The organism is Sphingobium scionense (assembly GCF_014197035.1).
In the GTDB taxonomy this organism is placed as follows: Bacteria; Pseudomonadota; Alphaproteobacteria; order Sphingomonadales; family Sphingomonadaceae; genus Sphingobium; species Sphingobium scionense.
In genome coordinates, this window is the sequence record NZ_JACIEU010000004.1 from 253886 (window position 1) to 275896 (window position 22011).

The following is a 22011-nucleotide window of genomic DNA, read 5'->3' on the forward strand; positions in this document are numbered from 1 at the left end:
ATCGGCGGGGCCTTCCTTGCCCCACGATAGGGATCGCCTGCATGACAGTCATCAAACGGAATGCACCATGAGGTGGCCCTGGCATGAGGAAAGCAGTGGCGGCATCCCCCACCTGCACCACTGGCTGCTGGCTGCGGTGCTCATCCTCGGCGCCATGCTGGCCGTGCCGATCTTCGCCGCGCTGACGTGAAACATTCTGGCCTGAAGCGATCAGGCCTTGATCTTCCACCCCTTGCGCAGCAGCACATAGCAAAGCAGCGCCAGCCCGGCGTTGAGCGCCAGCAGCACGACGCTGCCGACCAGCACATTGCCGTCCGCCGCCGCGACGAAGCCATAGCGGAAGCCGGAAATGGCGTAGAAAAAGGGGTTGGCGTGGCTGATCGCCCGGAAGACGGGCGACAGGCGATCGATCGAATAGAAAGTGCCCGACAACAGGGTCATCGGCCCGATCACGAAATTGGTGATCGCGGCGGCATGATCGAATTTTTCCGCCCAGATCGACGTCATCACGCCGATGAAGGCGGTCAGGCTGGCACCCATCAGGCCGAACCAGATCACCGCCCAGAGATGGGTCGGCGTTACATGCACGCCCGGCCACAGCGCCATCGCCGCCCACAAGGCCAGCCCGACACAGACCGCGCGTGTCACCGCTGCACCGACCAGCGCCAGCAGCAATTCCCCCACCGACAGCGGCGGCATCAGATAGTCGATCAGCGTTCCCTGCATCTTGCCCGCCAGCAGCGAGAAACTGCTATTGGCAAAGGCATTGTTCATCATGCCCATCATCATCAGGCCCGGCGCGATGAAATCGGCAAAGGGCACGCCCAGCACCTGGCGGTTCGCCCCGCCCAGCGCGATGGTGAAGATCACCAGGAACATCAGCGTGGTGACGGCCGGCGCCCAGATCGTCTGGAGCTGCACCTTCATGAAGCGACGCACCTCCTTGCGATAGAGCGCGCGAGTCCCGGCCCAGTTGACGTTGCGGATCACCAGTTCCCCCGGTTCGGGAAACGGGACGGGCGTGGGATGGGCGGCTGCAATTTTGGGCTGGTCGTTCATGATGGGATCGACTATCGGCTGGTCCGTTATGCCGCAAGGGCGTTCTGCGCGGTTGGAAGTCGCGCCTGCATGCCCCATATAGGGCGCATAGCACAGATTGTGAGGAGTTTTCATTGTCCTGGACCGACGAACGTATCGACCAGCTCAAGGCGATGTGGGAAAAGGGCCTGACCGCGAGCCAGATCGCGGAAGAACTGGGCGGCGTCAGCCGTAACGCGGTCATTGGCAAGGCGCATCGCCTTGGCCTGCAATCGCGTCCGTCCCCGGTGAAGGCCAACGAGGCGCCCAAGAAGGCCGCGCCTGTCCGCAAGCCGGCGGCCCCTGCCCCCGAAGCCGAAGCGCCCCGCGCTGCCGCGCCGGTGGCCGCCCCGCCGCCGCCAGCACGCCCGGCCCCGGTCGCCGCTCCCGTGGCTCCTGCCGCGCCGGCGGCCGCAGCCGCTACCGACGCGCCGCCCCCGGCACCGCAGCCGCGCATCGTGTCGGTCGGCCCCGGCGGCTTCCTGCGTCAGGGTCCGGGCGACCAGCAGGCACCGATCCCGCCCGCGCCGCCGCGCCGCCTGGTGCCGGCCAAGCCGAGCGCAGAGATTGCCGGCAAGACCAGCCTGCTCGACCTGACCGAACGGATCTGCAAGTGGCCGATGGGCCATCCGGGCGAACCCGACTTCCATTTCTGCGGCGAAGCGGTGAATCCCGGCTTCCCCTATTGCGTCGAGCATTGCGGTCGCGCCTATCAGGCCCAGTTGCCGCGCGGCACGCGCCGCCCACCCCCGCCGCTGCCCTTCGGCGGCCCGCGGGTGCGCTGAGCAAAACAAGATCAGGAAGGCCGCCCCACCGGGCGGCCTTTTCTTTTGTCCCTATTTGCCGACCAGTTGCGGATTTTCCGCCTTCCAGACCATCGCCGCATGGATGCGCCGCTCGACGCTGGGGTGATCGTAGAAGAAGATTTCCTCCAGCCGCGAAGGCGACGAAGCACGATATTCGATCGTCTTGACCAGCGCCTTCGCCAGGCCATCGGGCTCATGCGCGACCTTGAGCGAAAAGCGGTCGGCGGCATTCTCGTCATGGCGGCTGATACTGTTCATCAGCGGCACCAGGAATATCCCGACCACCGCCGCGACGGCCCACGCGACCGGCATATGCGCCGGATCGCTGATCGCCCTGCCAGCGCCGAACCAGCGCGCCGCCACCGGATAGAGCCGGTCGACCAGGAAGAAGAGCAGCATCGCCAGCAGGCTCATGCCGCCCGCCAGCCACAGCACATGATGTTCGGCATAATGGCCCATCTCATGCCCCACCACGCCGCGCACCTCGGCCAGGTCGGCGCCGCGCTTGAACATCGTGTCACTCATCGCCACCCGCGCCGTGCCGAACAGGCCGGAGACATTGGCGGTATAGCGTTCCGACTGTTTGGAGCCGTCATAGATGTAGATTTTATCGCCTGGCACGCCGGCACGATGGGCCAGTTCGACCACCGCATCGCGGGTCGGCCCGGCGGGCGCCGGGGTATAGGTATTGAACAGCGGCTCGATCGCCACCGGCGCGATCACGACCATCAGGATGATGCCCGCCACCACCACCAGTCCCGACCAGGCCCACCACCAGCGCGGCGTCCGCCGCATCAGTGCGTAGATGGCAACCGCCAGCAGCGCCAACAGCGGAATGCTGATCGCACTCGACAATATATCCTCGCCCAGCCAGCCGCCAAAGCCCTGGCTGGTCAGGCCATAGCTGCGCTCACGCCACCAACCGGCATAGATCGACCAGGGCAGTTCGATCAGCCAGTCGAGCAGGAAGAAGAGCAAGGCGGACAGGAACACCGCCAGATTGGGGCGCCGCACATGCACCCGGCGGCCAACCCGGGCCAGCACGCCGCTGCGCCAGATCAGCGTCATGGCGACAATCGTGATCAGCGTGCCCCACAGCAACAGCCAATGGCCGCCCTGGGTATAGGCGATCGCCCGCTCATGCTGGCCCGGTGACAGCGTCGCCAGATAGGCGGCGGTTGCAGCATCGGGATTGAAATGCGGGATAGACAAGGCCTTATTCCCCCTCGGATCGGACAGAAGGCGAAGCGTAGCAGGTCGCTGGCCGGGGTAAAGCGCTGCGCCGCCATCGAAAACATAACGAAAACATCGCACCGTCCGCAGGGGTGCTTGCGCCCGACGCCCCGCTGCCTATAGCTTGGCAGAATGTCCGAAGACCTGTTCGCCTCCGCTTCCTCCACGGCCTCGCCGGGCTATGACGCCTCCACCATCGAAGTGCTCGAAGGGCTGGAGCCGGTCCGCCGGCGTCCGGGCATGTATATTGGCGGCATTGACGAGCGCGCCTTCCACCATCTCGCCTCCGAAGTGCTCGACAACAGCATGGACGAGGCGGTGGCCGGCCACGCCACCCGGATCGAGATCAGCCTGGAACCGGGCAACAAGCTGACCATCACCGACAATGGTCGCGGCATTCCGGTGGATGACCACCCCAAATTCCCAGGCAAGTCGGCGCTGGAGGTGATCCTGACCACGCTCCACTCCGGCGGCAAGTTCGAGGGCAAGGCCTATGCCACCTCGGGCGGCCTGCATGGCGTCGGCATCAGCGTCGTCAACGCCCTGTCGATCAGGACGGTGGTCGAGGTTGCGCGCAACAAGGAATTGTTCCGCCAGAGCTTCAGCCAGGGCCTGCCCACCAGCGGTCTGGAAAAGGTCGGTGCCGCCCCCAACCGGCGCGGCACCGCGGTCGGCTTCATCCCCGACAGCGAGATTTTCGGCGAGCAGAAGTTCAAGCCGGCCAAGCTCTATCGCCTCGCCCGGTCCAAGGCCTATCTGTTCGCCGGGGTCGAGATACGCTGGAAATGCGCGCCCGAACTGATCGGCGATGATACCCCGGCCGAAGCGGTGTTCCAGTTCCCCGGCGGCCTTGCCGATCACCTGAAGGAACAATTGGGCGACCGCGAATGTGCCACCACCCAATTCTTCTCGGGCAATCAGGATTTTCCGGGCGAAGCCGGCCGGGTCGAATGGGCGGTCGCCTGGCCGCTCTGGTCGGACGGAAGCTATAGCTGGTATTGCAACACTATCCCGACGCCCGATGGCGGCACCCACGAAAACGGCCTGCGCGCCGCGCTGGTGAAGGGCATTCGCGCCTTTGGCGACCTGGTGGGGCAGAAGAAGGCGAAGGATATCACCGCCGACGACATCATGACGTCATCGGAAATCATGCTGTCGGTCTTCGTCCGCGATCCCCAGTTCCAGAGCCAGACCAAGGATCGCCTGACCAGCCCGGACGCTGCGCGTCTGGTTGAAAATGCCGTCCGCGACCATTTCGACCATTTCCTGACCGACCATATGGACCGGGGCAAGGCACTGCTCGCCTATGTCATCGACCGCATGGACGAGCGGCTGAAGCGCAAGCAGGAAAAGGAGGTCAAGCGCAAGACCGCCACCAGCGCGCGCAAGCTGCGCCTGCCCGGCAAGCTCACAGATTGTTCGAACGACGACCCGGAAGGCGCTGAAATCTTTCTGGTCGAAGGCGACTCGGCTGGCGGTTCCGCCAAGCAGGCGCGCGATCGCAAGACGCAGGCGATCCTACCGCTGCGCGGCAAGATCCTCAACGTCGCCTCAGCAAACACCGCCAAGATACTGGCAAACCAGGAAATTGCTGACATGATCCTGGCGCTGGGCTGCGGCACGCGGAAGGATTGCAACCCCGATGCGCTGCGCTACGAACGCGTCGTCATCATGACCGACGCCGATGTCGATGGCGCGCATATCGCCACGCTGCTGATGACCTTCTTCTTCCAGGAGATGACCGAACTGGTACGACGCGGTCATCTCTTCCTGGCCCAGCCGCCACTCTACCGCCTCGTTGCGGGCGGCAAGAGCCTCTATGCCAAGGATGATGCCCATCGCGAGCAATTGCTGGCCAAGGAGTTCAAGGGCAAGAAGGTGGAGATCAGCCGCTTCAAGGGCCTTGGCGAAATGAACCCGATGCAGTTGCGCGAAACGACGATGGACCCCAAGACCCGCAGCCTCATCCGCATCACCCTGCCCGACGATATCGAGGACCGGCAGCAGGTGCGCGATCTGGTCGAGCGGCTGATGGGCACAAACCCGGCCCATCGCTTCGCCTTCATCCAGGAAAATGCGGCAGCGGTCGATGAGGAAGCGATTGACGCATGAGGGCGCTGGCGGCCGCGCTTGTCCTCATCGGGATGGCGCTGCTGCCCGGCCGCGCCATGGCTGATCCCAGCCCCGCCTTCCGTGCACGCGCGGCGCAACTGGTGAACATTCTCGCTGCCCCTGGCGCCGAAAGTGATTTTTTCTCGCCCATCTTCATCGACGCGATCCCGGTGGATCGTTGGCGTGCCATCGCCGCCGACCTGCGCCGCCAGCATGGCCGCCCGATCGCGCTTGGCGCCGTCACCCAGCAGAGCGCGACCGCAGGCCAAATGGAGGTCCGCTACGAACGGGCGATCATCGCCATCACGCTGGTGATCGCGCCCGCCCCGCCCAACCGCGTCGTCGGCCTGCGCATCATCGGCAGCCGCCAGGCGGATGACAGCATGGGCGCAGTGCTGCGCGACATCGCCGCCTTGCCTGGCCGCAACGCCTTCGCCATCGCCAGGCTGACCGATGCCGGCCCTGTCCTTCTCCAGTCCCACCATCCCGACCAGCCGATGGCGACCGGCTCCTCGTTCAAGCTCACCGTGCTGGCCGAACTGGCGCGCGCAGTGCAGGCGGGTGAGCGCCGCTGGAGCGACGTCATCCCGCTCGGCCCGAAAAGCTTTTCCGGCCGCCTAGTGGAATGGCCGGATCGCGCGCCGATGACGCTGCACAGTCTGGCCACCGCGATGATTGCTGAGAGCGACAATAGCGCGTCGGACACGTTGCTGCTCGGCCTTGGCCGCGACAAGGTGGACACCATGCGCCAGCACTTCGGCCTTGCCGATCCGCGCAGCCTGCCGATGCTGACCACCGCCGAGGCCTTTGCCCTGAAGATGCCGGCCAATGCCGACCTGCGCCGCCGCTATGAGGGCGGGACAGTCGCCGATCGCCGCGCCCTGCTGCGGGAGGCCGCCGCCCGGCTGACCGGCTCCCATGTCGATGTCGGCACCGTGTCGGAAAATCCGGTGGCGATCGACACGCTCGAATGGTTCGCCAGCCCGCAGGAGGAAGTTGCCCAGCTCGACTGGCTGCGCCGCAACGGTGGCGATGCCCTGTCGATCATGGCGGTCAATCCGGGCATAGCCCCCGCCAACGCGAAACGCTGGCGCTATTTCGGCTACAAGGGCGGCAGCGAGCCCGGCGTGATTGCCATGAACTTCCTCGTTCAGGCACAGGACGGCCAATTTTACGCGGTGAGCGGCGCCTGGAACGATCCGGTCGCCCGCATCGACGAAGGCCGCTTTATCATGCTGATGACGCGCGCACTCAACCTGCTGGCCGACTGATCCCCCCGGCCCGGCGCCTGTCCTACATCCCGCCGATCGGCTATAAAGGCCCAAAGCAACATGGACAGGGCACGTAACAATCCATCACCAATTGGACATTTAATGTCAAAATGTGCGGGAAATATGCGAAGTTAAGCGGACGAAATCCTATTTTTGTGCCCTCGTCGGGTCAGGCCGTCAGCGCCTCGACCAGCGCCTTGACCTTCTTCTGGCGCCATTGCGGCAGCGGCGCGATCAGCCAGTAGCTGAGCAGCGTCGGCAGGGCATCGCCGACCCGGCGCACTCGCCCTGCATCGATATCAGCCTGTGCCAGCAGCAGCGGCACGCTCGCCCGGCCAAAGCCGTTCGCCGCCGCCTCGATCGCCAGTCCCGCATCGGCGACACGGATTGCCGTCGGCTGTTCGCCGGCCGGACACCCCGGCCATTCGATCCGCTGTTCCGGCCCGCCCGCCGCGGCCTCGACCGTTACGAAGGCGGTTTCGCCGATCTTGACCCCTTCATGCTCGCCTACGCCGTCGGTCAGGCGCAGCGCGAGATCGAGGTTGGCCTCGGTAAAGTCGAGCGCTTCATCCGCGGCGACCAGAGAGAAGGTCAGGCCCGACTGGCTCGCCGCATAGGATGCCAGACGCGGTTGCAGCCATTTGGCGGTGATGTCGCGCGGCGCGGCGATCGTCAGCGACGAACTGGCCTGGCCCGCCTGCATCGCCCGCACCGCTTCCTCGAACTCCAGGAAGCCGGCCCGCAGCGCTTCCAGCCCCGCTTCGGTCTCGGGCGTCAGTTCCAGCCCCTTGGGCGTGCGGCGGAACAGCACGACGCCCAGCATATCCTCCAGCGCACGGATCTGCTGGCCAACCGCCGCCGGCGTCACCGCCAGTTCGTCCGCGGCACGGGTGAAGGACAGATGGCGCGCCGCCGCATCCAGCACGCGCAGGCCGTTGAGCGGCAAATGGGTCCGCTTCATTCGGCCACCGCCGGCGCGATCAGCGCGAAATGGGGAATGGTCACGTCGAACGTCTCGCCATCGGCGCCGATCATCGTATAGGCGCCACGCATCGATCCCGTCGCCGTGTTGAGCGGACAGCCCGACACATAGTCATAGCTTTTGCCCGGTTGTACCACCGGCTGCTCCCCGATCACGCCCTCACCCTCCAATTCCTGCTGAATGCCCCGCCCATCGGTAATGATCCAGTGGCGGCTCAGCAGTTGCACCGGCTGTTCGCCCAGATTTTCGATCCGGATATGATAGGCCCAGAACCAGCGCCCCCGGTCCGGCTCCGACTGTTCGGGCAGAAAGGTCACGGCGACATGGACGATGATGTCCCGCGTCGTCGCGTGCAGGGGGAACAATGCGCTCATATTTCCCGCATGCGCCTCCCTGCCCGGTTCCGTCAACGCCCTATCGTCTTGAGCGCCTGATCGAAGTCGGCGATCACATCATCCGGGTCTTCCAGGCCAACATTCAGGCGCAACATATCCTCGGTGATGCCGACTTCCAGTCGCGCCTCTTCGGCCATGCCGAAATGAGTGGTCGATGCCGGATGGGTCATCAGCGAGCGCGAATCGCCGATATTGTTGCTGATGTCGACCAGTTCCAAGGCATTGAGCAGGCCATGCGCCTCGGCCCGGCCACCGCCGACATAGAGCGAGAAGATCGGCCCGGCCGCATCCATCTGCTGCATCGCCAGCGCATGCTGCGGATGGCTTTCGAGGCCCGGATACAGCACCTTGGGCAGGCGGGTTTCCAGAAACTGCGCAACCTTCAGCGCATTCTCGCTCTGGCGGCGGATGCGCAGGTCCAGCGTCTCCAGCCCCTTCAGCACCACCCAGGCATTGAACGCACTGAGCGTCGGGCCGGTATTGCGGTGGAAGGGCAGCAGCACATTGTCGATCCAGTCGCGGCTGCCACAGATAGCGCCGGCCAGCACACGGCCCTGCCCGTCCATCATCTTGGTCGCGCTATAGGCGACGACATCGGCGCCGAACTCCATCGGCCGCTGCAGCGCGGGCGAGGCGAAGGCGTTGTCGACGACGGTGGTGATGCCGCGTGCCCGGGCAATCGCGCAGACGGCGGCGATGTCGACCACGTCCATGGTCGGGTTGGCCGGCGTCTCGAAGAAGAAGACCTTGGTATTGGGCTGTGCCGCCGCTTCCCAGGCCGCAACGTCGCTACCGTCGATTGTTGTCGTCGCGATGCCGAACTTGGGCAGCAGCGTGTCGACCAGCCAGCGGCAGGAGCCAAAAGCCGCCTTGGCCGCGACGACATGGTCGCCAGCCGATAGCTGGCACAGCAGGGCAGCGGTCATCGCCGCCATGCCGGTCGCGGTCGCGCGACAGGCTTCGGCGCCTTCCAGCAGGGCGATGCGCTGCTCCAGCATCTCGACGGTCGGGTTCTGCAGCCGGCTATAGGTCATGCCCTGCTGTTCACCGGCGAAGCGCGCGGCGGCATCCTCGGCCCGGTCGTAGCAATAGCCGCTGGACAGGAACAAGGCCTCGGACGTCTCGCCATACTCGGTGCGCGCGGTGCCGCCCCGGATGGCCAGCGTCGCCGGCTTCCAGTTCTTGGTGATCTCAGGGTTCTGCCCGCTCTTCCGCTTCATATCGCCTTCCGCATATCCGTCGTGACGCGCGGCGTGTCGCCGCCCAGTATCTGTGCCATCTGGCTCATGTCGCCATTACCGCCCGAGAGGATAACCGCAACCTTCTTGCCGCGCATCTGCTCCTTTTCCTGGATCAGCGCGGCGAGCGCCACTGCACCGGCGCCCTCGGCCAGATTATGCGTATCCTGCCAATAGATGCGGATGGCGTCCGCCACCTCGTCATCGGTGACGCCGACGAAGCGGTCGGCGCGCGGCCCAAAATAATCGAGCGCGGCCTGAACCGGGGTGCAGACGGCAACGCCATCGGCAAAGGTGTAGGCGGTCGGGCTGGTCAGCAACTGCCCTGCCTCGAACGAGCGCTTGGCGGCATCGACATGGGCGGACACGACGCCGACGACCTTGGTCTTGAGGCCCAGCGCGTCGCGCGCCGCGATCGTGCCGCACAGGCCCGATCCGCAACCGACGGGAACGTAGACGGTATCGAGGTCCGGCACCGCATCGAACAGTTCCAGACCATAGCTGGCGACACCGCGGACCAGTTGCGTGTGATAGGCCGGCACCATGAACAGCCCCTGTTCAGCGGCCAGCCGGATCGCCTCCGCCTTGGCGCTGTCGAAATCATGGCCATGCTCGATCAGGGTCGCGCCGAATGCGCGCATCGCGGCATTCTTCTCCAGCGCATTGCCATGAGGGACGACGATCGTCGCCTGAAGGCCCGCCGCCGTGGCGGCGCGCACCTGCGCCTGGCCATGATTGCCGCGGGTCGCGGTGATGATGCCCGACACCTCTGGATGAGTGCGGCGCAGCCAGTCGATATAGGTGATGGCGCCGCGCACCTTGAAGGCACCGGTCGGTGTGTGGTTCTCATGCTTGACCCAGGTTTCGACGCCGATCCGCCCGGCCAGCAGTGGCCAGGCAAATTGCGGGGTCGGCGGCACCTGGTCATGGACCATGGCGGCGGCGGCACGAAGGCTGGACAGGGAAAAGTCGCTCATGCCGCTGCCTAGCCGCCCCGGAAAGCCGCCAACAGGACCGATATGCGCGAATTGGCCCCTTAGGCGGCCCTCCGCACCCTGCCCTCGATCAGCGGGTGCAGATGCGCCTCTTCCCATTCCATATGGTCGTAAAGCATATCCTGCAGCGCCAATGTGGCCCGCTTGTAATTGCTCCAGTCCGCGGTGATCTGGGCCGGGGTCCATTGCTTGATATGGTCGCTGTAGCGCAGGAACAGGGCCACCATGGTTCGGCCATGCTGATGCACCACCGGCTCGGCCTCGACAGCCAGCGCCCCCTGGCGCAGGCCGCGCGCCAGCATATCCTCACGCCCCATATGGTCGCGGAACAGCTGGGCGAAGCGGATGCGCCAGCGGGTCAGCAGCGCCATGTCACGGACGTCATCGTCCATCATGCTGGCAAAATCCCGCATCATGCCCCGCAGGGCATGATGGTCTTCAATCAAGTCAGTCGGCATTTGCGTCCCCATTCCTCGCTCATATCGACCAGGAACGAAGAAACTTTACGTTCGCGTCACGCAAATGCGACGAACCGAGCCTGATCAGAGCGCCGCGAGGACCGCGTCGCCCATCTCCACCGTGTTCATCGTGCCGCCCAGATCCGGCGAGCGGGCGCCGTCGGCCAGCGCCTTGGCCACCGCCGCCTCGATCCGGTCGGCCGGGTCGGACAGGTTCAGCGAGTAACGCAACATCATCGCCGCCGACAGGATTGTCGCCAGGGGATTGGCCTTGCCCTGGCCGGCAATGTCGGGCGCCGAGCCATGGATCGGCTCATAAAGGCCCTGGCCGCTGCCGTTGAGCGTCGCCGACGCCAGCATGCCGATGGAGCCGACGCACATGCTCGCTTGGTCCGAAAGAATATCGCCAAACAGATTGCCGGTGACGATGACGTCGAACTGGCCGGGATTGCGCACCAATTGCATCGCGGCATTGTCGACATACATGTGGGTCAGGGCGACGTCGGGATATTCGGCCGACACCTCGATCACCACGTCGCGCCACAGTTGGCTGGTTTCCAGCACATTGGCCTTGTCGACCGAGCAGAGCTTGCCGCGACGCGCGCGCGCCGCCTGGAAGCCGGCATGGGCGATGCGGCGCACCTCGGCTTCGTTATAGGACATGATGTCATAGCCTTCGCGCAGGCCGTCGGCGGTGGTGCGAAAGCCTTTCTCGCCGAAATAGACGTCGCCATTGGTCTCGCGCACGATCAGCAGGTCGATTGAGCCGGCCACTTCGGGCTTGAGCGCGCTTTCATGCGCCAGTTCGGGGAAGACCTTGGCCGGGCGCAGGTTCGAGAAGAGGCCCAGTTCCTTGCGGAGGCCCAGGATCGCCTGTTCCGGACGCAGATGGCGTTCCAGCGAGTCGCAATCGGGATCTCCGACCGCGCCGAACAGGATCGCGTCGGCGCGCTTGGCGATGTCCAGCGTCTCGGGCGGCAGCGGATGGCCGACCGCCTTGTAGGCCGCACCGCCTACCAGCCCCTCTTCATAGGTGAGGCCATCGATCGCCAGCGCATCCAGCACGCGCTTCGCCTGCGCGACGATCTCGGGGCCGATACCATCTCCAGGGAACAGGGCGATCAACATGGGAAACCTCTTTCTAAATCTCTGCCGGCACGGTTCCGCGAAAGAAAATGGCCGCCGCTGCCCGGCAGGCGAACGGAGAATGCGGAAACGGCACGCCCGCCCTTGCAAAAACTGCGCGCGTTACGCAACCGCTCTTTTCAGCCGGTCGACCAGTCTTTCGCGCGCAGCCAGCACATCGGCCCGCCTTTCAGTCAACACCGAACGCTCCAGGAAGAAGCCGGTCAGACGCAACCCATCCATGATCTGCGGCCAGTCGCCAGCTCCGCCCTGCAACAGGAAAGGCGGGAGCGGCAGCAGGCGCGCCTCATAGCCCTCCGCCCCTGCCCGGCTGACCGCCGCCGCGCTGCGCGGGCTGACAAAGGCCAGCTCGTCGGCAATTCCAGTGGCCGCGCAGCGGCTGAGGTCGAGGCCGAAGCCGAGTTCGGCGAGCAGCAGCAATTCATAGCGGACCAGAGCCGCCGCCCAGCCCCGCGCCGCCGGCGCCGCCTCGACCGCACCGAGCACGCCGTCCAGCGCTTCGTAGAGCGTCGGATAGGGCGTCCCCTCCGGCAGCGCCGCTGCCGTCAGCGCGCAGGCCCAGTCGATCGCCGCCGCCGGCAATGGCTCGCCCAGCAGGGGCGCGCGGCTATGCTCCAGTTCGACGGTCAGGCTCGCCAGTTGATCCTCCGTCCGGGCGCGAAACTCGGCCTTCACGGCATTGCCCGGCAGCAGGACCGGACGCAGCCCCCGCGACCGCCCGCCGCGCACATAGCCCGCGACCAGCCCATGGTCGGGTGTCAGCAGCCGCGCGACCGCGCCATGTTCGCCATGGGCGCGCAGCGCGCAGACGATGCCGGATGTGATGAGGACGGGCATGGCGCCTTCCTATCGACGATCCGGCATCCGTGCCAAATCTAATGTTGCGGCTGCGCCTCGCCACGGGTGCGCCACAGCGACAGGCCGATACCCGCGCCCAACACTCCGGCCGTCACCAGCAAGGAAAAGAGCGGCGGGATCTTCTCCAGCCCCAGCGCGTCGGCCAGGAAGATCTTGGCGCCGATGAAGATCAGCACCACCGACAGCGCATATTTGAGATAATGGAAGCGGTGGACCGCCGCCGCCAGCGCGAAATAGAGCGCGCGCAGCCCCAGGATCGCGAAGATGTTGGAGGTATAGACCAGATAGGGATCGGTGGTGATGGCGAAGATCGCCGGCACCGAGTCCACCGCGAAGATGACGTCGGCAATCTCGATCATCACCAGCGCCAGGAACAGCGGCGTCGCATGGAGCAACGGCTTTCCGCCCGGCTCGGCCGGCTGGCGCACGAAGAAATGATCGCCCTCCACCCGATCGGTCACGCGCATGTGACGGCGCAGGAAACCGAGCAGCCGGTTGCCCTCCATCGTCTGTTCCTTGCCCACGGTCCACAGCATGCGGATGCCGGTGAAGATCAGGATCGCCGCGAAGAGATAGAGCGCCCAGGAGACATTCTGAACCAGCGCCGCGCCCAGCCCGATCATGATCGCGCGCAGGACGATGACGCCGATGATGCCCCAGAACAGCACCTCATGCTGATAGCGGCGTGGCACATGGAAGAAGGAGAAGATCATCGCGATGACGAAGACATTGTCGAGCGCCAGCGATTTTTCGACGACGAAGCCAGTGAGATAGGCAACCGCCGCCTCCTGCCCCATCTGCCAGGCGATCCAGCCGCCGAACGCCAAACCGATGGCGATGTAGAAGCCGGCCAGCTTCACGCTTTCGCGCACGCCGATCTCGCGCTGCTTGCGATGCAACACGCCCAGATCCAACGCCAGCAGCGCGATGATGATCGTCAGGAAGAGCGCCCACATCCAGATGGGCTTGTTGAGAAAGTCGGTCGTCAGAAAATCCATGACAAGTCCGTGCTGCGAATATGCAGGTCAAGCGGACGGCATGGCTCCCGGTTCCCTCAGCGGAAATATGTCGGAAAGCGGCAATCGAACAGCAATGATCACGGCCCGGCGCAGGTCAGGCTGCACCGGGCTGCTAATGATCAGCCGGGCATCATCGAGCCGGTGTCGATGAAGCGCTGGTGCCAGGCAAAGGCCTCGGCCGGCAGCATCGGCGATTGAAGGCCATAGCTGCCTTTCATGGCACGGGCGAAATAGTCCTTCAGCATCGGGCGATAGTCAGGATGCGCGCAATTGTTGATGATCAGGTCCGCCCGCTGGCGCGGCGCCAGACCCCGCAGGTCGGCCAGCCCCTGTTCGGTGACGATCACCTGCACATCCTGATTGATATGGTCGACATGGCTGGCATGCGGCACGATCGCCGAAATCTTGCCCTGCTTGGCGGTCGAGGGCGTCATGAAGATCGACAGATAGGCGTTGCGGGCAAAGTCGCCCGATCCGCCGATACCGTTCTGAATGCGCGATCCCATGACGTGGGTGGAGTTCACATTGCCATAGATGTCCGCCTCGATGAGGCCATTCATGGCGATGCAGCCCAGGCGGCGAACCAGTTCGGGATGGTTGCTGATTTCCTGCGGGCGCAGGATCATTTTGTTGCGGAACCGGGCCATGTCGGCGTTCAGGCGCGTCGCCGCCTCCGGGCTGAGCGAGAAGGCGGTCGCGCTCGCCATGCGCAGCTTACCGGATTCCAGCAGGTCGAGCATGCCGTCCTGGATCACCTCCGTATAGGAGACCATATTGTCGAACGGCGCGTCGATGAGGCCGGTCAGCACCGCATTCGCAATATTGCCGACGCCCGACTGGAGCGGCAGCAGCGACGCCGGGATGCGGCCCATCTTCACTTCATGGCCGAGGAATTCGAGCAGATGGCCGGCGATCGCCCGCGCACTGTCATCGGGCGGGGTGAAAGGGGCGTTGCGATCGGGCGAGTCGGTTTCGACCACCGCCAGAACCTTGTCCGGATCGACCCGGAAATAGGGTTCGCCGATGCGATCGTCGGCCCGGGTCAGCGGGATCGGCACGCGGCTCGGCGGCAGCGCCGTGCCGTAATAAATGTCATGCATCCCCTCGAGCGCGGCATTCTGCCAGCTGTTGACCTCCAGGATGATGCCCTTGGCGCGATCGAGCCAGGTCTTGTTGTTACCGACCGAGGCGGACGGGATCAGCAGGCCGTCGGGGGTGATGCCGGTGACTTCGACCACGGCGACATCCAGTTCACCCAGGAACCCCTGCCACGCCATCGGCGCGACCTGGCTCAGATGCATGTCGAAATATTGCATCTCACCACGGTTGATCCGCTCGCGGGCGATCGGGTCGCTATTATAGGGGAGGCGAAATTCAACGCCGTCAGCCTTGGCCAGCGCACCATCGAGTTCCGGCCCGGTCGAGGCGCCAGTCCATACCTTCACCCGGAAAGGATCGCCGGCCGAATGAGCGGCAGTGATGCGATCTGCCAGCGCCAGCGGCACCGCCTTGGGATAGCCCGATCCGGTAAAGCCGCTCATGCCCACGGCCATGCCGTCGGCGATCAGGGCAGCGGCGTCCTGCGCGCTGCGCCTTTTTGCCGCAAAACCCGCATGCCCGATACGATCCGATGCCATCCTCTCGTCTCCAAAAAATGTCTGACTGACGTTCTTGTGTCGGCGCTTAGGTCTGGCTTTTCCGTTCGCCGCACAATAGGGATTCCCGGCACAATATCTGTGCAGGACATGTTCAAATGAGCGACCTGCTGCTTTCCATTCGCACCTTCATACGGCTCTGCGAAAAACCCAGTTTCACGCGCGTCGCCGCCGAAATGCATGCCAGCCACACCACCATAGCCCGACGGCTCGACCAGGTGGAAGCCCATTTTGGTACCGTGCTGTTTCATCGCACCACGCGTCGGCTGGTCCCGACGCCGGAAGCCGACCAGTTGCTGGTCCATGCCCGCACTTTGGTCGACGCGCTGGACGTGGCCGAACAGGAATTGCGCCCGATTCAGGGCGATGTCAGCGGGACGGTGCGGATTGGCGTCACGACGGCGCTGGGCCTTTATTATCTCGGCTTGCTGAGCAGGCTCAGCGACCAGCATCCCGGCCTCCGGATCGACATGGCAATGACCGACTGGCAGCGCGATCTGGTCCAGGACCGGCTCGATCTGGCCCTGCGCGTCGGCCCGGTCGGGGACGATATGCTGGTCGTGCATCGGCTGGGCGCCCTGCCCCGCATGCTGGTCGCCCATCCCGACTATGTCGCGCGCCATGGGCTGCCCGCCAACGCCGACGACCTGCCCAGCCATCGCTGCATCGCCTATGGCTATGGCGACCTGCCGGCCAAATGGACGGTGGATGGTCGTGACCAGTTGATCAGTGGCCCCTTCCGCAGCGACAATAGCGAGGCCGTGCATCGCGCCGCGCTTGCCGGGCTTGGCATCGCGATGCTGCCCGCCGTGCGGGTCGCGGACGATCTGGAGGCGGGCCGGCTTGCGCGCGTCCTTCCCGCCAGCCAGATCGACCCGATCGACATTTTGGCGGTACATCCTGCCCTCAAGCGCCTGCCCGCGCGGGCCAGGCTGGTGCTCGATTTCCTGAAGGCGAACTTTCCCGGCGATCCGCTGCAGCGCTAAGCCGCGCGCAGTTCTTCCAGCACGTTACGCACCGTTTCCTGCAATTCCTGGGAACGGCTGGACAAGGCGGTGGCCGCCGCATCAGTCTCGCCCATGGCCGATTGCGCCTCCGCCAGGGCCAGGCTGAGCGCTTCAGCCTGGGATGCTGCTTCGGCGATATGGCGCGCCATCTCCTCGGTCGCCGCCGCGATCTCGCCGGTGGCGCGTATCTGCTCCGCCACATCATCGACGATGCCGGCGGTCGACCGGTCGATCGTGTCGGCCGATTGGGTCGCGACATCGATCGCGCCCGACACGCTGTCGGCCGCGCGGCGAATATCCTGCAGATAGATGTCGATCTGGCGGGTCGCCTCGGCCGTCTGCGCCGCCAGGCTCTTCATCTCCGATGCCACCACGGCAAAGCCGCGCACCTCGCTGCCGCTGCGCGCCGCCTCGATCCCGGCATTGAGCGACAGGGTCCGGCTCTGCGCCGCGATCTGGGAAATCAGCGCGACGATCGAACTCGCGGAATCGACCGTCGCCGACAGGATGTCGACCTCCGGCGTCAGCGCGCGGGTCGCCATGGCGCCGCGCAGCGCATGGTCGCGGGTGTGGCTGGCACTGCCACCCACCCCACTGATCGATGTCGCCAGCTTTTCCGTATCCTGCGCCACCGCGCGGACGTCGCCGTCGGCGCGGGCATGGGCCTTGCGCAATTCGGCCGAACGCTGGGTCGTATGGTCGAGCAGATCGAACAGCCATTGCTTGCTGGCCGACAATTGCCCGGCCAGTTGCCCCAGATCGCCGACCACCGCACCCAGCCGTGCTTCCAGCGCATCGGCGACCAGCCGACGCCGCTCGGTCGCTTCCTCGGCCCGCCGCGCAGCTTCCTCGATCCCGCGCTGCCGGGTAGCGATCGTCTGCGCCCGTTCCAGTTCGGCCAGCGCGACTTCCGCCCGCTCCTTCGCCGCGTCGGCTTCCTTGCGCAGACCTTCGCTCCGCTGCCGCTCCTCGGTCTGCAGGCGGATGGTCTGGGTCAGCAACGACACGATCCACCACAGCATCAGGGTCTGGATCACAACCACCAGCGCATGCACCAACACGCGCGGCAGATCGCCCTCACTGGCAAACACCCAGGCCGGATAGCTATAGTTAAGGATCAGATGATGGAGCGCCGTCACGCCGGCCGCGACCAACAGTGCCCGTCGGTCGAGCAGCACGGTCTGCGCCGCCAGCGCCGCGAAAAAGCCCATATGCATGTCCATCTGCCAGGCATGACCGCGCAGCAGGAATACATAGAGCGCCGGGATCGCCACCGATGTCACCGCCAGGGTCATGCGCGCCGGCGCCGAAATGTCACGGCGCCGGACCATCATGGTCGGCAACAGCGCCAACAGCGCGGCGGCCAGCGCGCCGACCTCCGCATCGGGAGACTTCAGCAACCAGCCGATCAGCATCAGTGCAGGCACATTCAGCCAGAACAGCCACATCAGCATGCGCGCGCCGGCCAGGCGGATGGTTTCCATCGGGCGTTCGACGTTCATGCCCGGCCTCCCTGGCCAACGCAGAGGAAATCGGGCGCTGCCAGCAGCAGAACGCCGCGGGCGATCATTGGCCAGGCCAGGCGTTCGCGATCGCCGCGCACCACCAATGCACCATCAAACTGCCCCTTGCCGACCGGGATCGCGCCGACCGCGATCAATCCGGCCGCCAGTCCATGGGCGCTGGCCGTGGTCAGGGGAATGGCGAGCATGTCGCCACGCGCCGGCGGCGCGAAAACGCCCGCCAGCATCATAAAACCGACTGTCGCCAATTGCGCAGCCGCAAGCCCCCACCTGTTCCCCACTCTTGTCTCCCCCGCCCATCGGCCGGGGAAACATCACCATCAATCGTTAACGCGACACTTATGAGCCAGCAAAAATCATTGCGGCAACGTCACATTTTTCAACCATGGAAATAATCATAGACTTGCTGGGCAACCGCCTTCGACACGCCGGGTGCCCGCTGCAAATCCTCCAGCGCGGCGTCCCGCACCGCCCGCGCGGTGCCGAAATGCATCAAAAGGGCCTTTTTCCGGGCCGGACCGATACCCGGCACCTCGTCCAGCGACGACACGGTGATCGCCTTGCTGCGCTTCGCCCGATGCGCACCGATGGCAAAGCGATGCGCTTCATCGCGCAGGCGCTGCATATAGAACAGCACTGGATGGTTGATCGGGAGACTCACCTCCCGACCGTCCATCAGATGGAATACCTCGCGCCCGTCGCGGCCATGATGCGGCCCCTTGGCGATGCCGATCATGCAGACATCTTCGATGCCCATATCCTCCAGCATCGCCCGCGCCGCCGACAATTGCCCCTTGCCGCCGTCGATCAGCACCAGATCGGGCCATTCACCACCATCGCGATCCGGATCTTCGCGTGCCGCCCGGCCGAAGCGCCGCTCGAACATCTCGCGCATCATCGCGAAATCGTCGTTTGAGATTTCGGGGTTCTTCATGTTGAACTTGCGATAGGCGTTCTTGCGGAAGCCCTCCGGCCCGGCGACCACCATGGCCCCCAGCGCATGGGCGCCCTGGATATGGCTGTTGTCATAGATTTCGATCCGGTCGGGCACGCCTTCCAGCCCGAATGCCTCGACCATCTCGTCCAATATCTTGGCCTGGGTCGTGGTCTCGGCCAGACGCCGGTCGAGCGCCTCCACCGCATTGCGCTGCGCCTGCTTGATCAGGCGCGTCCGATCGCCGCGCTGGGGCACCTCGATCCGCACCTTGCTGCCCAGCCTTTCGCTCAGCGCTAATGCCATCAGTTCGCACTCCGCCGGCTCACGATCGGTCAGGATCAGCTTGGGCGGCGGCACTTCCTCGTAAAATTGTGCCATGAAGCTTTCCAGCACCTCTTCGGTCGCCACATCATTGGTGTGGACCGGAAAGAAGCTGCGATGGCCCCAATTCTGGCCGCCCCGAATGAAGAAGGCCTGGATGCACATCGATCCGCCCTTCTCCGCCAGCCCGAAGATGTCCGCATCGCCCAGCCCCTCGGCATTGATCGCCTGCGCCCCCTGAATGAAGGTCAGCGCCTTCAGCCGGTCGCGGATCACCGCCGCCTGTTCGAAATCCAGCGCCTCGGCCGCCGTCTCCATTGCCGCGCCCAGCTTCTGCTGCACAGCGGTCGACTTGCCGCCCAGGAAATCCTGGGCGTCCTGCACCAGTTCGGCATAGCCCGCCGGATCGATACGATCGACGCAAGGCGCCGAACAGCGCTTGATTTGATAAAGGAGGCAAGGCCGTGAGCGATTGGCAAAGAAGCTGTCGGTGCAGCTGCGCAGCAGGAATAGCTTCTGCAGCGCGTTGATGGTCCGCGTCACCGATCCGGCGCTGGCGAAGGGCCCATAATAACGCCCCTTATATTTGCGCGCGCCGCGATGCTTCTGCACGCGGGGAAAATCATGATCCTCGCGCAGCAGGATGAAGGGGAAGCTTTTGTCGTCGCGCAGCAGGACATTATAGGGCGGGCGATAGCGCTTGATGAGTTGCGCCTCCAGCAGCAGCGCTTCGGCTTCGCTGTTGGTGGTGACGATGGTCATGCTGCGCGTCTGCGCCACCATGCGCCGTAGCCGGTTGGGCAGGCGATCGACCTGGGTATAATTGGCGACCCGATTCTTGAGCGCCCGCGCCTTGCCGACATAAAGGACATCGCCGCGCGCATCGTGCATCCGATAGACGCCGGGACGGATCGGCAGCGTCTTGAGCGTCGTACGGATCGCATCCACGCCCGCATCGATGTCGGGTTGGCTGCCGGTGACGGTATAGGTCGCCTTGTCTTCGTTGAAACGGTCGGGGGATTGCGGCTGCGACATGGCCGCAGAGATAGCGGCACCGGCGCGGATCGCAATGGCAGGATGGAACAAAGCACGGCCAAGGGCAGCATTCATGACTGTCATTCATGGCTGTCTTGACGAAAGCCGACCTAATCAACAGCCTGTCGACTTCCTATGTTGGACAGGCGCAGGTCATCCCCTGGCCCGCGCCCATCCAAGAATAGCAGCGGAGGGGCATCCATTGCCCACACACCGCGAACCTCAAGCAAAGGGACAACTTCCCCATGGCCACCAAAGCCTATGGCGCCAACGCCGCCGACAAGCCGCTCGAAGCTCTCGACATCGAACGCCGCGCCGTCGGTCCGCATGATGTCGCGATCGATATCGCCTATTGCGGCGTCTGCCATTCGGACCTGCACCAGGTCCGTTCCGAATGGGACGGCACCCTCTACCCCTGCGTTCCCGGCCATGAGATCGTCGGCCATGTGACCGCCGTCGGCGATCATGTCAGCGCCTTCAAGGTCGGCGACACGGTCGGCGTGGGCTGCATGGTCGACAGTTGCCAGGGCTGCGCATCCTGCGACGAAGGGCTGGAGCAATATTGCGAGAATGGCTTTGTCGGCACCTATAATGGCAAGACCGACGATGCGCCGGGCCACACGCTGGGCGGCTATTCTCAGAATATCGTGGTGAAGGACAAGTTCGTCCTGAAGATCAGCCACCCCGCCGACCAGCTCGCCGCAGTCGCACCGCTGCTGTGCGCCGGCATCACCACCTGGTCGCCGTTGCGCCACTGGAAGGTCGGGCCGGGACAGAAGGTCGGCATCGTCGGCATTGGCGGCCTGGGCCATATGGGCATCAAGCTGGCCCATGCCATGGGTGCCAAGGTTGTGGCCTTCACCACTTCGGAATCCAAGCGCCAAGATGCGCTGGACCTCGGCGCCGACGAAGTCGTCGTTTCGCGGAATGCCGAAGAGATGCAGGCCCATGCCAACAGCTTCGACTTCATCCTGAACACGGTCGCAGCCAGCCATAATCTCGATGCCTTCACGACCCTGCTGAAGCGCGACGGGACATTGACCCTGGTCGGCGTGCCCGAGCATGCCCACCCCTCGCCCAATGTCGGCGCGCTGATCTTCAAGCGCCGCAGCATCGCCGGCTCACTGATTGGCGGCATCGCCGAGACGCAGGAGATGCTCGATTTCTGCGCCGAGAAGGGCATCGTCGCCGATATCGAGATGATCCGCATCCAGGATATCGAAGACGCCTATGCCCGCATGCAGAAGAGCGACGTCAAATATCGCTTCGTGATCGACAACGCCACGCTGGCGGCCTGATCGCATCAAGGAAGGGCGGCCGAAAGGTCGCCCTTTTCCCTATATGGCGCCACTTTGCCGCAATCGGCCGTGGCGTTCGCCAGCCACCGCTCTATCCCGACCTGATGCTGGCCCTCCTTCCCTTCACCCCCGATCATTTCCCCATCCTGCCCGGCTGGTTCGGCAGCGAAGCCGACGTCGTTCAGTGGGGCGGGCCCTATGTCCATTTCCCACTGTCCGGCGAGCAGATGGCGGCGATGCTGGACGAAGGACGCAGTGATCCGCCCACACGCCTGTGCTGGATGGCGCAGGTCGACGGTCAGCTTGTCGGCCATGTCCAGATCGCCTTCGACTGGCGCAACGGCAATGCTACGCTGGGCCGGGTCGCGATCGCGCCCGATGCGCGGGGCCAGAGCCTGGCGGTTCCGATGCTGCGCCTTGCGATCGCCAGCGCCTTTGCCTTCGACGCCGTCGAGCGGCTGGAACTCAATGTCTATGCCTGGAATCGGCCCGCCATCCGCAGCTATGAGCGGCTGGGCTTCGTGACCGAAGGCATCCGCCTGTCCTCGGTCCGGGTCGGCGATGCGCGATGGGATACCGCGATCATGCGGATGCTGCGGTCCGAATGGCGCGACAGCGCGCCGGCCTGAACCCAAACAAAAAGGG

21 protein-coding genes are annotated in these 22011 nt (G+C 64.9%); 7 read left to right on the plus strand and 14 right to left on the minus strand.

Translation table 11 applies throughout. The features are described 5' to 3' along the window. Positions 1–67: 67 nt before the first annotated feature. Positions 68–190: a hypothetical protein gene (locus GGQ90_RS29650; protein WP_281391421.1), complete on the plus strand. Its 123-nt coding sequence runs from the start codon at positions 68–70 to the stop codon at positions 188–190. Between the two features lie 20 nt (positions 191–210). Here the strand turns inward: GGQ90_RS29650 and GGQ90_RS06275 are convergent, their stop codons facing one another. Then, positions 211–1059, minus strand: coding sequence for an ABC transporter permease (locus GGQ90_RS06275; protein ID WP_188081340.1), 849 nt, complete (start codon positions 1057–1059; stop codon positions 211–213). 113 nt (positions 1060–1172) lie between these two features. On the opposite strand from GGQ90_RS06275, the gene GGQ90_RS06280 reads away from it, so the two are divergent. Next, a complete protein-coding gene (locus GGQ90_RS06280; protein WP_188081341.1) occupies positions 1173–1862 on the plus strand; it encodes a GcrA family cell cycle regulator in 690 nt (229 codons plus the stop codon). Positions 1863–1913: 51 nt separating this feature from the next. Here GGQ90_RS06280 and GGQ90_RS06285 read toward each other — a convergent pair whose 3' ends face one another. After that, positions 1914–3095, minus strand: a complete 1182-nt coding sequence (locus GGQ90_RS06285; RefSeq protein ID WP_223178113.1) for a M48 family metalloprotease — start codon at positions 3093–3095, stop codon at positions 1914–1916. A gap of 153 nt (positions 3096–3248) precedes the next feature. Here GGQ90_RS06285 and parE point away from each other — a divergent pair, with 153 nt between their 5' ends. Together parE and GGQ90_RS06295 are read left to right on the plus strand one after the other, a co-directional pair. After that, positions 3249–5228, plus strand: coding sequence for a DNA topoisomerase IV subunit B (parE, locus tag GGQ90_RS06290; RefSeq protein ID WP_188081342.1), 1980 nt, complete (start codon positions 3249–3251; stop codon positions 5226–5228). Then, positions 5225–6499: a serine hydrolase gene (locus GGQ90_RS06295; protein ID WP_188081343.1), complete on the plus strand. Its 1275-nt coding sequence runs from the start codon at positions 5225–5227 to the stop codon at positions 6497–6499. The genes parE and GGQ90_RS06295 overlap by 4 nt, the downstream gene beginning before the upstream one ends. Before the next feature lie 169 nt (positions 6500–6668). On the opposite strand, the gene GGQ90_RS06300 is transcribed toward GGQ90_RS06295, so the two are convergent. The 9 genes from GGQ90_RS06300 to scpC all read right to left on the minus strand — a co-directional run bounded on the left by GGQ90_RS06300 (position 6669) and on the right by scpC (position 15227). Next, positions 6669–7460 carry a LysR family transcriptional regulator gene (locus GGQ90_RS06300; protein ID WP_188081344.1) on the minus strand — a complete coding sequence of 264 codons (792 nt, stop codon included), beginning with the start codon at positions 7458–7460 and terminating at the stop codon, positions 6669–6671. Then, positions 7457–7855 (minus strand): Co2+/Mg2+ efflux protein ApaG, encoded by a 399-nt coding sequence (gene apaG / locus GGQ90_RS06305; RefSeq protein WP_188081345.1) that lies wholly within the window; start codon positions 7853–7855, stop codon positions 7457–7459. The genes GGQ90_RS06300 and apaG overlap by 4 nt, the downstream gene beginning before the upstream one ends. A gap of 32 nt (positions 7856–7887) precedes the next feature. Continuing rightward, on the minus strand, positions 7888–9096 hold the full coding sequence (locus GGQ90_RS06310; RefSeq protein ID WP_188081346.1) for a trans-sulfuration enzyme family protein: 1209 nt from the start codon (positions 9094–9096) through the stop codon (positions 7888–7890). Next, entirely contained in the window at positions 9093–10091 is a 999-nt protein-coding gene (locus GGQ90_RS06315; protein WP_188081347.1) for a threonine dehydratase, read from the minus strand. Before GGQ90_RS06315 ends, GGQ90_RS06310 begins: the two co-directional genes overlap by 4 nt. 59 nt (positions 10092–10150) lie before the next feature. Next, positions 10151–10567, minus strand: a complete 417-nt coding sequence (locus GGQ90_RS06320; RefSeq protein WP_188081348.1) for a hypothetical protein — start codon at positions 10565–10567, stop codon at positions 10151–10153. A gap of 84 nt (positions 10568–10651) precedes the next feature. Next, on the minus strand, positions 10652–11695 hold the full coding sequence (leuB, locus tag GGQ90_RS06325) for a 3-isopropylmalate dehydrogenase (protein ID WP_188081349.1): 1044 nt from the start codon (positions 11693–11695) through the stop codon (positions 10652–10654). A 120-nt stretch (positions 11696–11815) separates the two neighbouring features. Next, on the minus strand, positions 11816–12550 hold the full coding sequence (gene recO, locus GGQ90_RS06330; protein ID WP_188081350.1) for a DNA repair protein RecO: 735 nt from the start codon (positions 12548–12550) through the stop codon (positions 11816–11818). Between the two features lie 38 nt (positions 12551–12588). Next, positions 12589–13569, minus strand: a complete 981-nt coding sequence (locus GGQ90_RS06335; protein WP_188081351.1) for a TerC family protein — start codon at positions 13567–13569, stop codon at positions 12589–12591. 140 nt (positions 13570–13709) lie between these two features. Further along, positions 13710–15227, minus strand: a complete 1518-nt coding sequence (gene scpC, locus GGQ90_RS06340) for a succinyl-CoA:acetate CoA-transferase ScpC (protein ID WP_188081352.1) — start codon at positions 15225–15227, stop codon at positions 13710–13712. Positions 15228–15343: 116 nt separating this feature from the next. Between scpC and GGQ90_RS06345 the strand changes: the two genes are divergently transcribed. Next, the gene (locus tag GGQ90_RS06345) at positions 15344–16231 is read left to right on the plus strand and encodes a LysR family transcriptional regulator (RefSeq protein WP_188081353.1); all 888 of its coding nucleotides are present in this window, start codon (positions 15344–15346) and stop codon (positions 16229–16231) included. Here the strand turns inward: GGQ90_RS06345 and GGQ90_RS06350 are convergent. From GGQ90_RS06350 to uvrC, 3 genes are all read right to left on the minus strand, one after another. Continuing rightward, positions 16228–17754 carry a methyl-accepting chemotaxis protein gene (locus tag GGQ90_RS06350; RefSeq protein ID WP_188081354.1) on the minus strand — a complete coding sequence of 509 codons (1527 nt, stop codon included), beginning with the start codon at positions 17752–17754 and terminating at the stop codon, positions 16228–16230. The genes GGQ90_RS06345 and GGQ90_RS06350 overlap by 4 nt on opposite strands. After that, positions 17751–18005, minus strand: coding sequence for a hypothetical protein (locus GGQ90_RS06355; RefSeq protein WP_246428146.1), 255 nt, complete (start codon positions 18003–18005; stop codon positions 17751–17753). Before GGQ90_RS06355 ends, GGQ90_RS06350 begins: the two co-directional genes overlap by 4 nt. A gap of 149 nt (positions 18006–18154) precedes the next feature. Then, positions 18155–20068: an excinuclease ABC subunit UvrC gene (gene uvrC, locus GGQ90_RS06360; protein WP_188081382.1), complete on the minus strand. Its 1914-nt coding sequence runs from the start codon at positions 20066–20068 to the stop codon at positions 18155–18157. Positions 20069–20313: 245 nt separating this feature from the next. Between uvrC and GGQ90_RS06365 the strand changes: the two genes are divergently transcribed. Together GGQ90_RS06365 and GGQ90_RS06370 are read left to right on the plus strand one after the other, a co-directional pair. Further along, positions 20314–21366, plus strand: coding sequence for an NAD(P)-dependent alcohol dehydrogenase (locus tag GGQ90_RS06365; protein ID WP_188081355.1), 1053 nt, complete (start codon positions 20314–20316; stop codon positions 21364–21366). Between the two features lie 104 nt (positions 21367–21470). Beyond that, positions 21471–21995, plus strand: coding sequence for a GNAT family N-acetyltransferase (locus tag GGQ90_RS06370; RefSeq protein ID WP_188081356.1), 525 nt, complete (start codon positions 21471–21473; stop codon positions 21993–21995). Positions 21996–22011: the final 16 nt, after the last annotated feature.

Excerpts from the sequence above, each read along its gene's own strand:
- GGQ90_RS29650 (WP_281391421.1), top strand. The coding sequence starts at position 68 with ATGAGGTGGCCCTGGCATGAGGAAAGCAGTGGCGGCATCCCCCACCTG.
- GGQ90_RS06275 (WP_188081340.1), bottom strand. The coding sequence starts at position 1,059 with ATGAACGACCAGCCCAAAATTGCAGCCGCCCATCCCACGCCCGTCCCG.
- parE (WP_188081342.1), top strand. The coding sequence starts at position 3,249 with ATGTCCGAAGACCTGTTCGCCTCCGCTTCCTCCACGGCCTCGCCGGGC.
- GGQ90_RS06295 (WP_188081343.1), top strand. The coding sequence starts at position 5,225 with ATGAGGGCGCTGGCGGCCGCGCTTGTCCTCATCGGGATGGCGCTGCTG.
- GGQ90_RS06300 (WP_188081344.1), bottom strand. The coding sequence starts at position 7,460 with ATGAAGCGGACCCATTTGCCGCTCAACGGCCTGCGCGTGCTGGATGCG.
- apaG (WP_188081345.1), bottom strand. The coding sequence starts at position 7,855 with ATGAGCGCATTGTTCCCCCTGCACGCGACGACGCGGGACATCATCGTC.
- GGQ90_RS06310 (WP_188081346.1), bottom strand. The coding sequence starts at position 9,096 with ATGAAGCGGAAGAGCGGGCAGAACCCTGAGATCACCAAGAACTGGAAG.
- GGQ90_RS06315 (WP_188081347.1), bottom strand. The coding sequence starts at position 10,091 with ATGAGCGACTTTTCCCTGTCCAGCCTTCGTGCCGCCGCCGCCATGGTC.
- GGQ90_RS06320 (WP_188081348.1), bottom strand. The coding sequence starts at position 10,567 with ATGCCGACTGACTTGATTGAAGACCATCATGCCCTGCGGGGCATGATG.
- leuB (WP_188081349.1), bottom strand. The coding sequence starts at position 11,695 with ATGTTGATCGCCCTGTTCCCTGGAGATGGTATCGGCCCCGAGATCGTC.
- recO (WP_188081350.1), bottom strand. The coding sequence starts at position 12,550 with ATGCCCGTCCTCATCACATCCGGCATCGTCTGCGCGCTGCGCGCCCAT.
- GGQ90_RS06335 (WP_188081351.1), bottom strand. The coding sequence starts at position 13,569 with ATGGATTTTCTGACGACCGACTTTCTCAACAAGCCCATCTGGATGTGG.
- scpC (WP_188081352.1), bottom strand. The coding sequence starts at position 15,227 with ATGGCATCGGATCGTATCGGGCATGCGGGTTTTGCGGCAAAAAGGCGC.
- GGQ90_RS06345 (WP_188081353.1), top strand. The coding sequence starts at position 15,344 with ATGAGCGACCTGCTGCTTTCCATTCGCACCTTCATACGGCTCTGCGAA.
- GGQ90_RS06350 (WP_188081354.1), bottom strand. The coding sequence starts at position 17,754 with ATGAACGTCGAACGCCCGATGGAAACCATCCGCCTGGCCGGCGCGCGC.
- GGQ90_RS06355 (WP_246428146.1), bottom strand. The coding sequence starts at position 18,005 with ATGATGCTGGCGGGCGTTTTCGCGCCGCCGGCGCGTGGCGACATGCTC.
- uvrC (WP_188081382.1), bottom strand. The coding sequence starts at position 20,068 with ATGTCGCAGCCGCAATCCCCCGACCGTTTCAACGAAGACAAGGCGACC.
- GGQ90_RS06365 (WP_188081355.1), top strand. The coding sequence starts at position 20,314 with ATGGCCACCAAAGCCTATGGCGCCAACGCCGCCGACAAGCCGCTCGAA.
- GGQ90_RS06370 (WP_188081356.1), top strand. The coding sequence starts at position 21,471 with ATGCTGGCCCTCCTTCCCTTCACCCCCGATCATTTCCCCATCCTGCCC.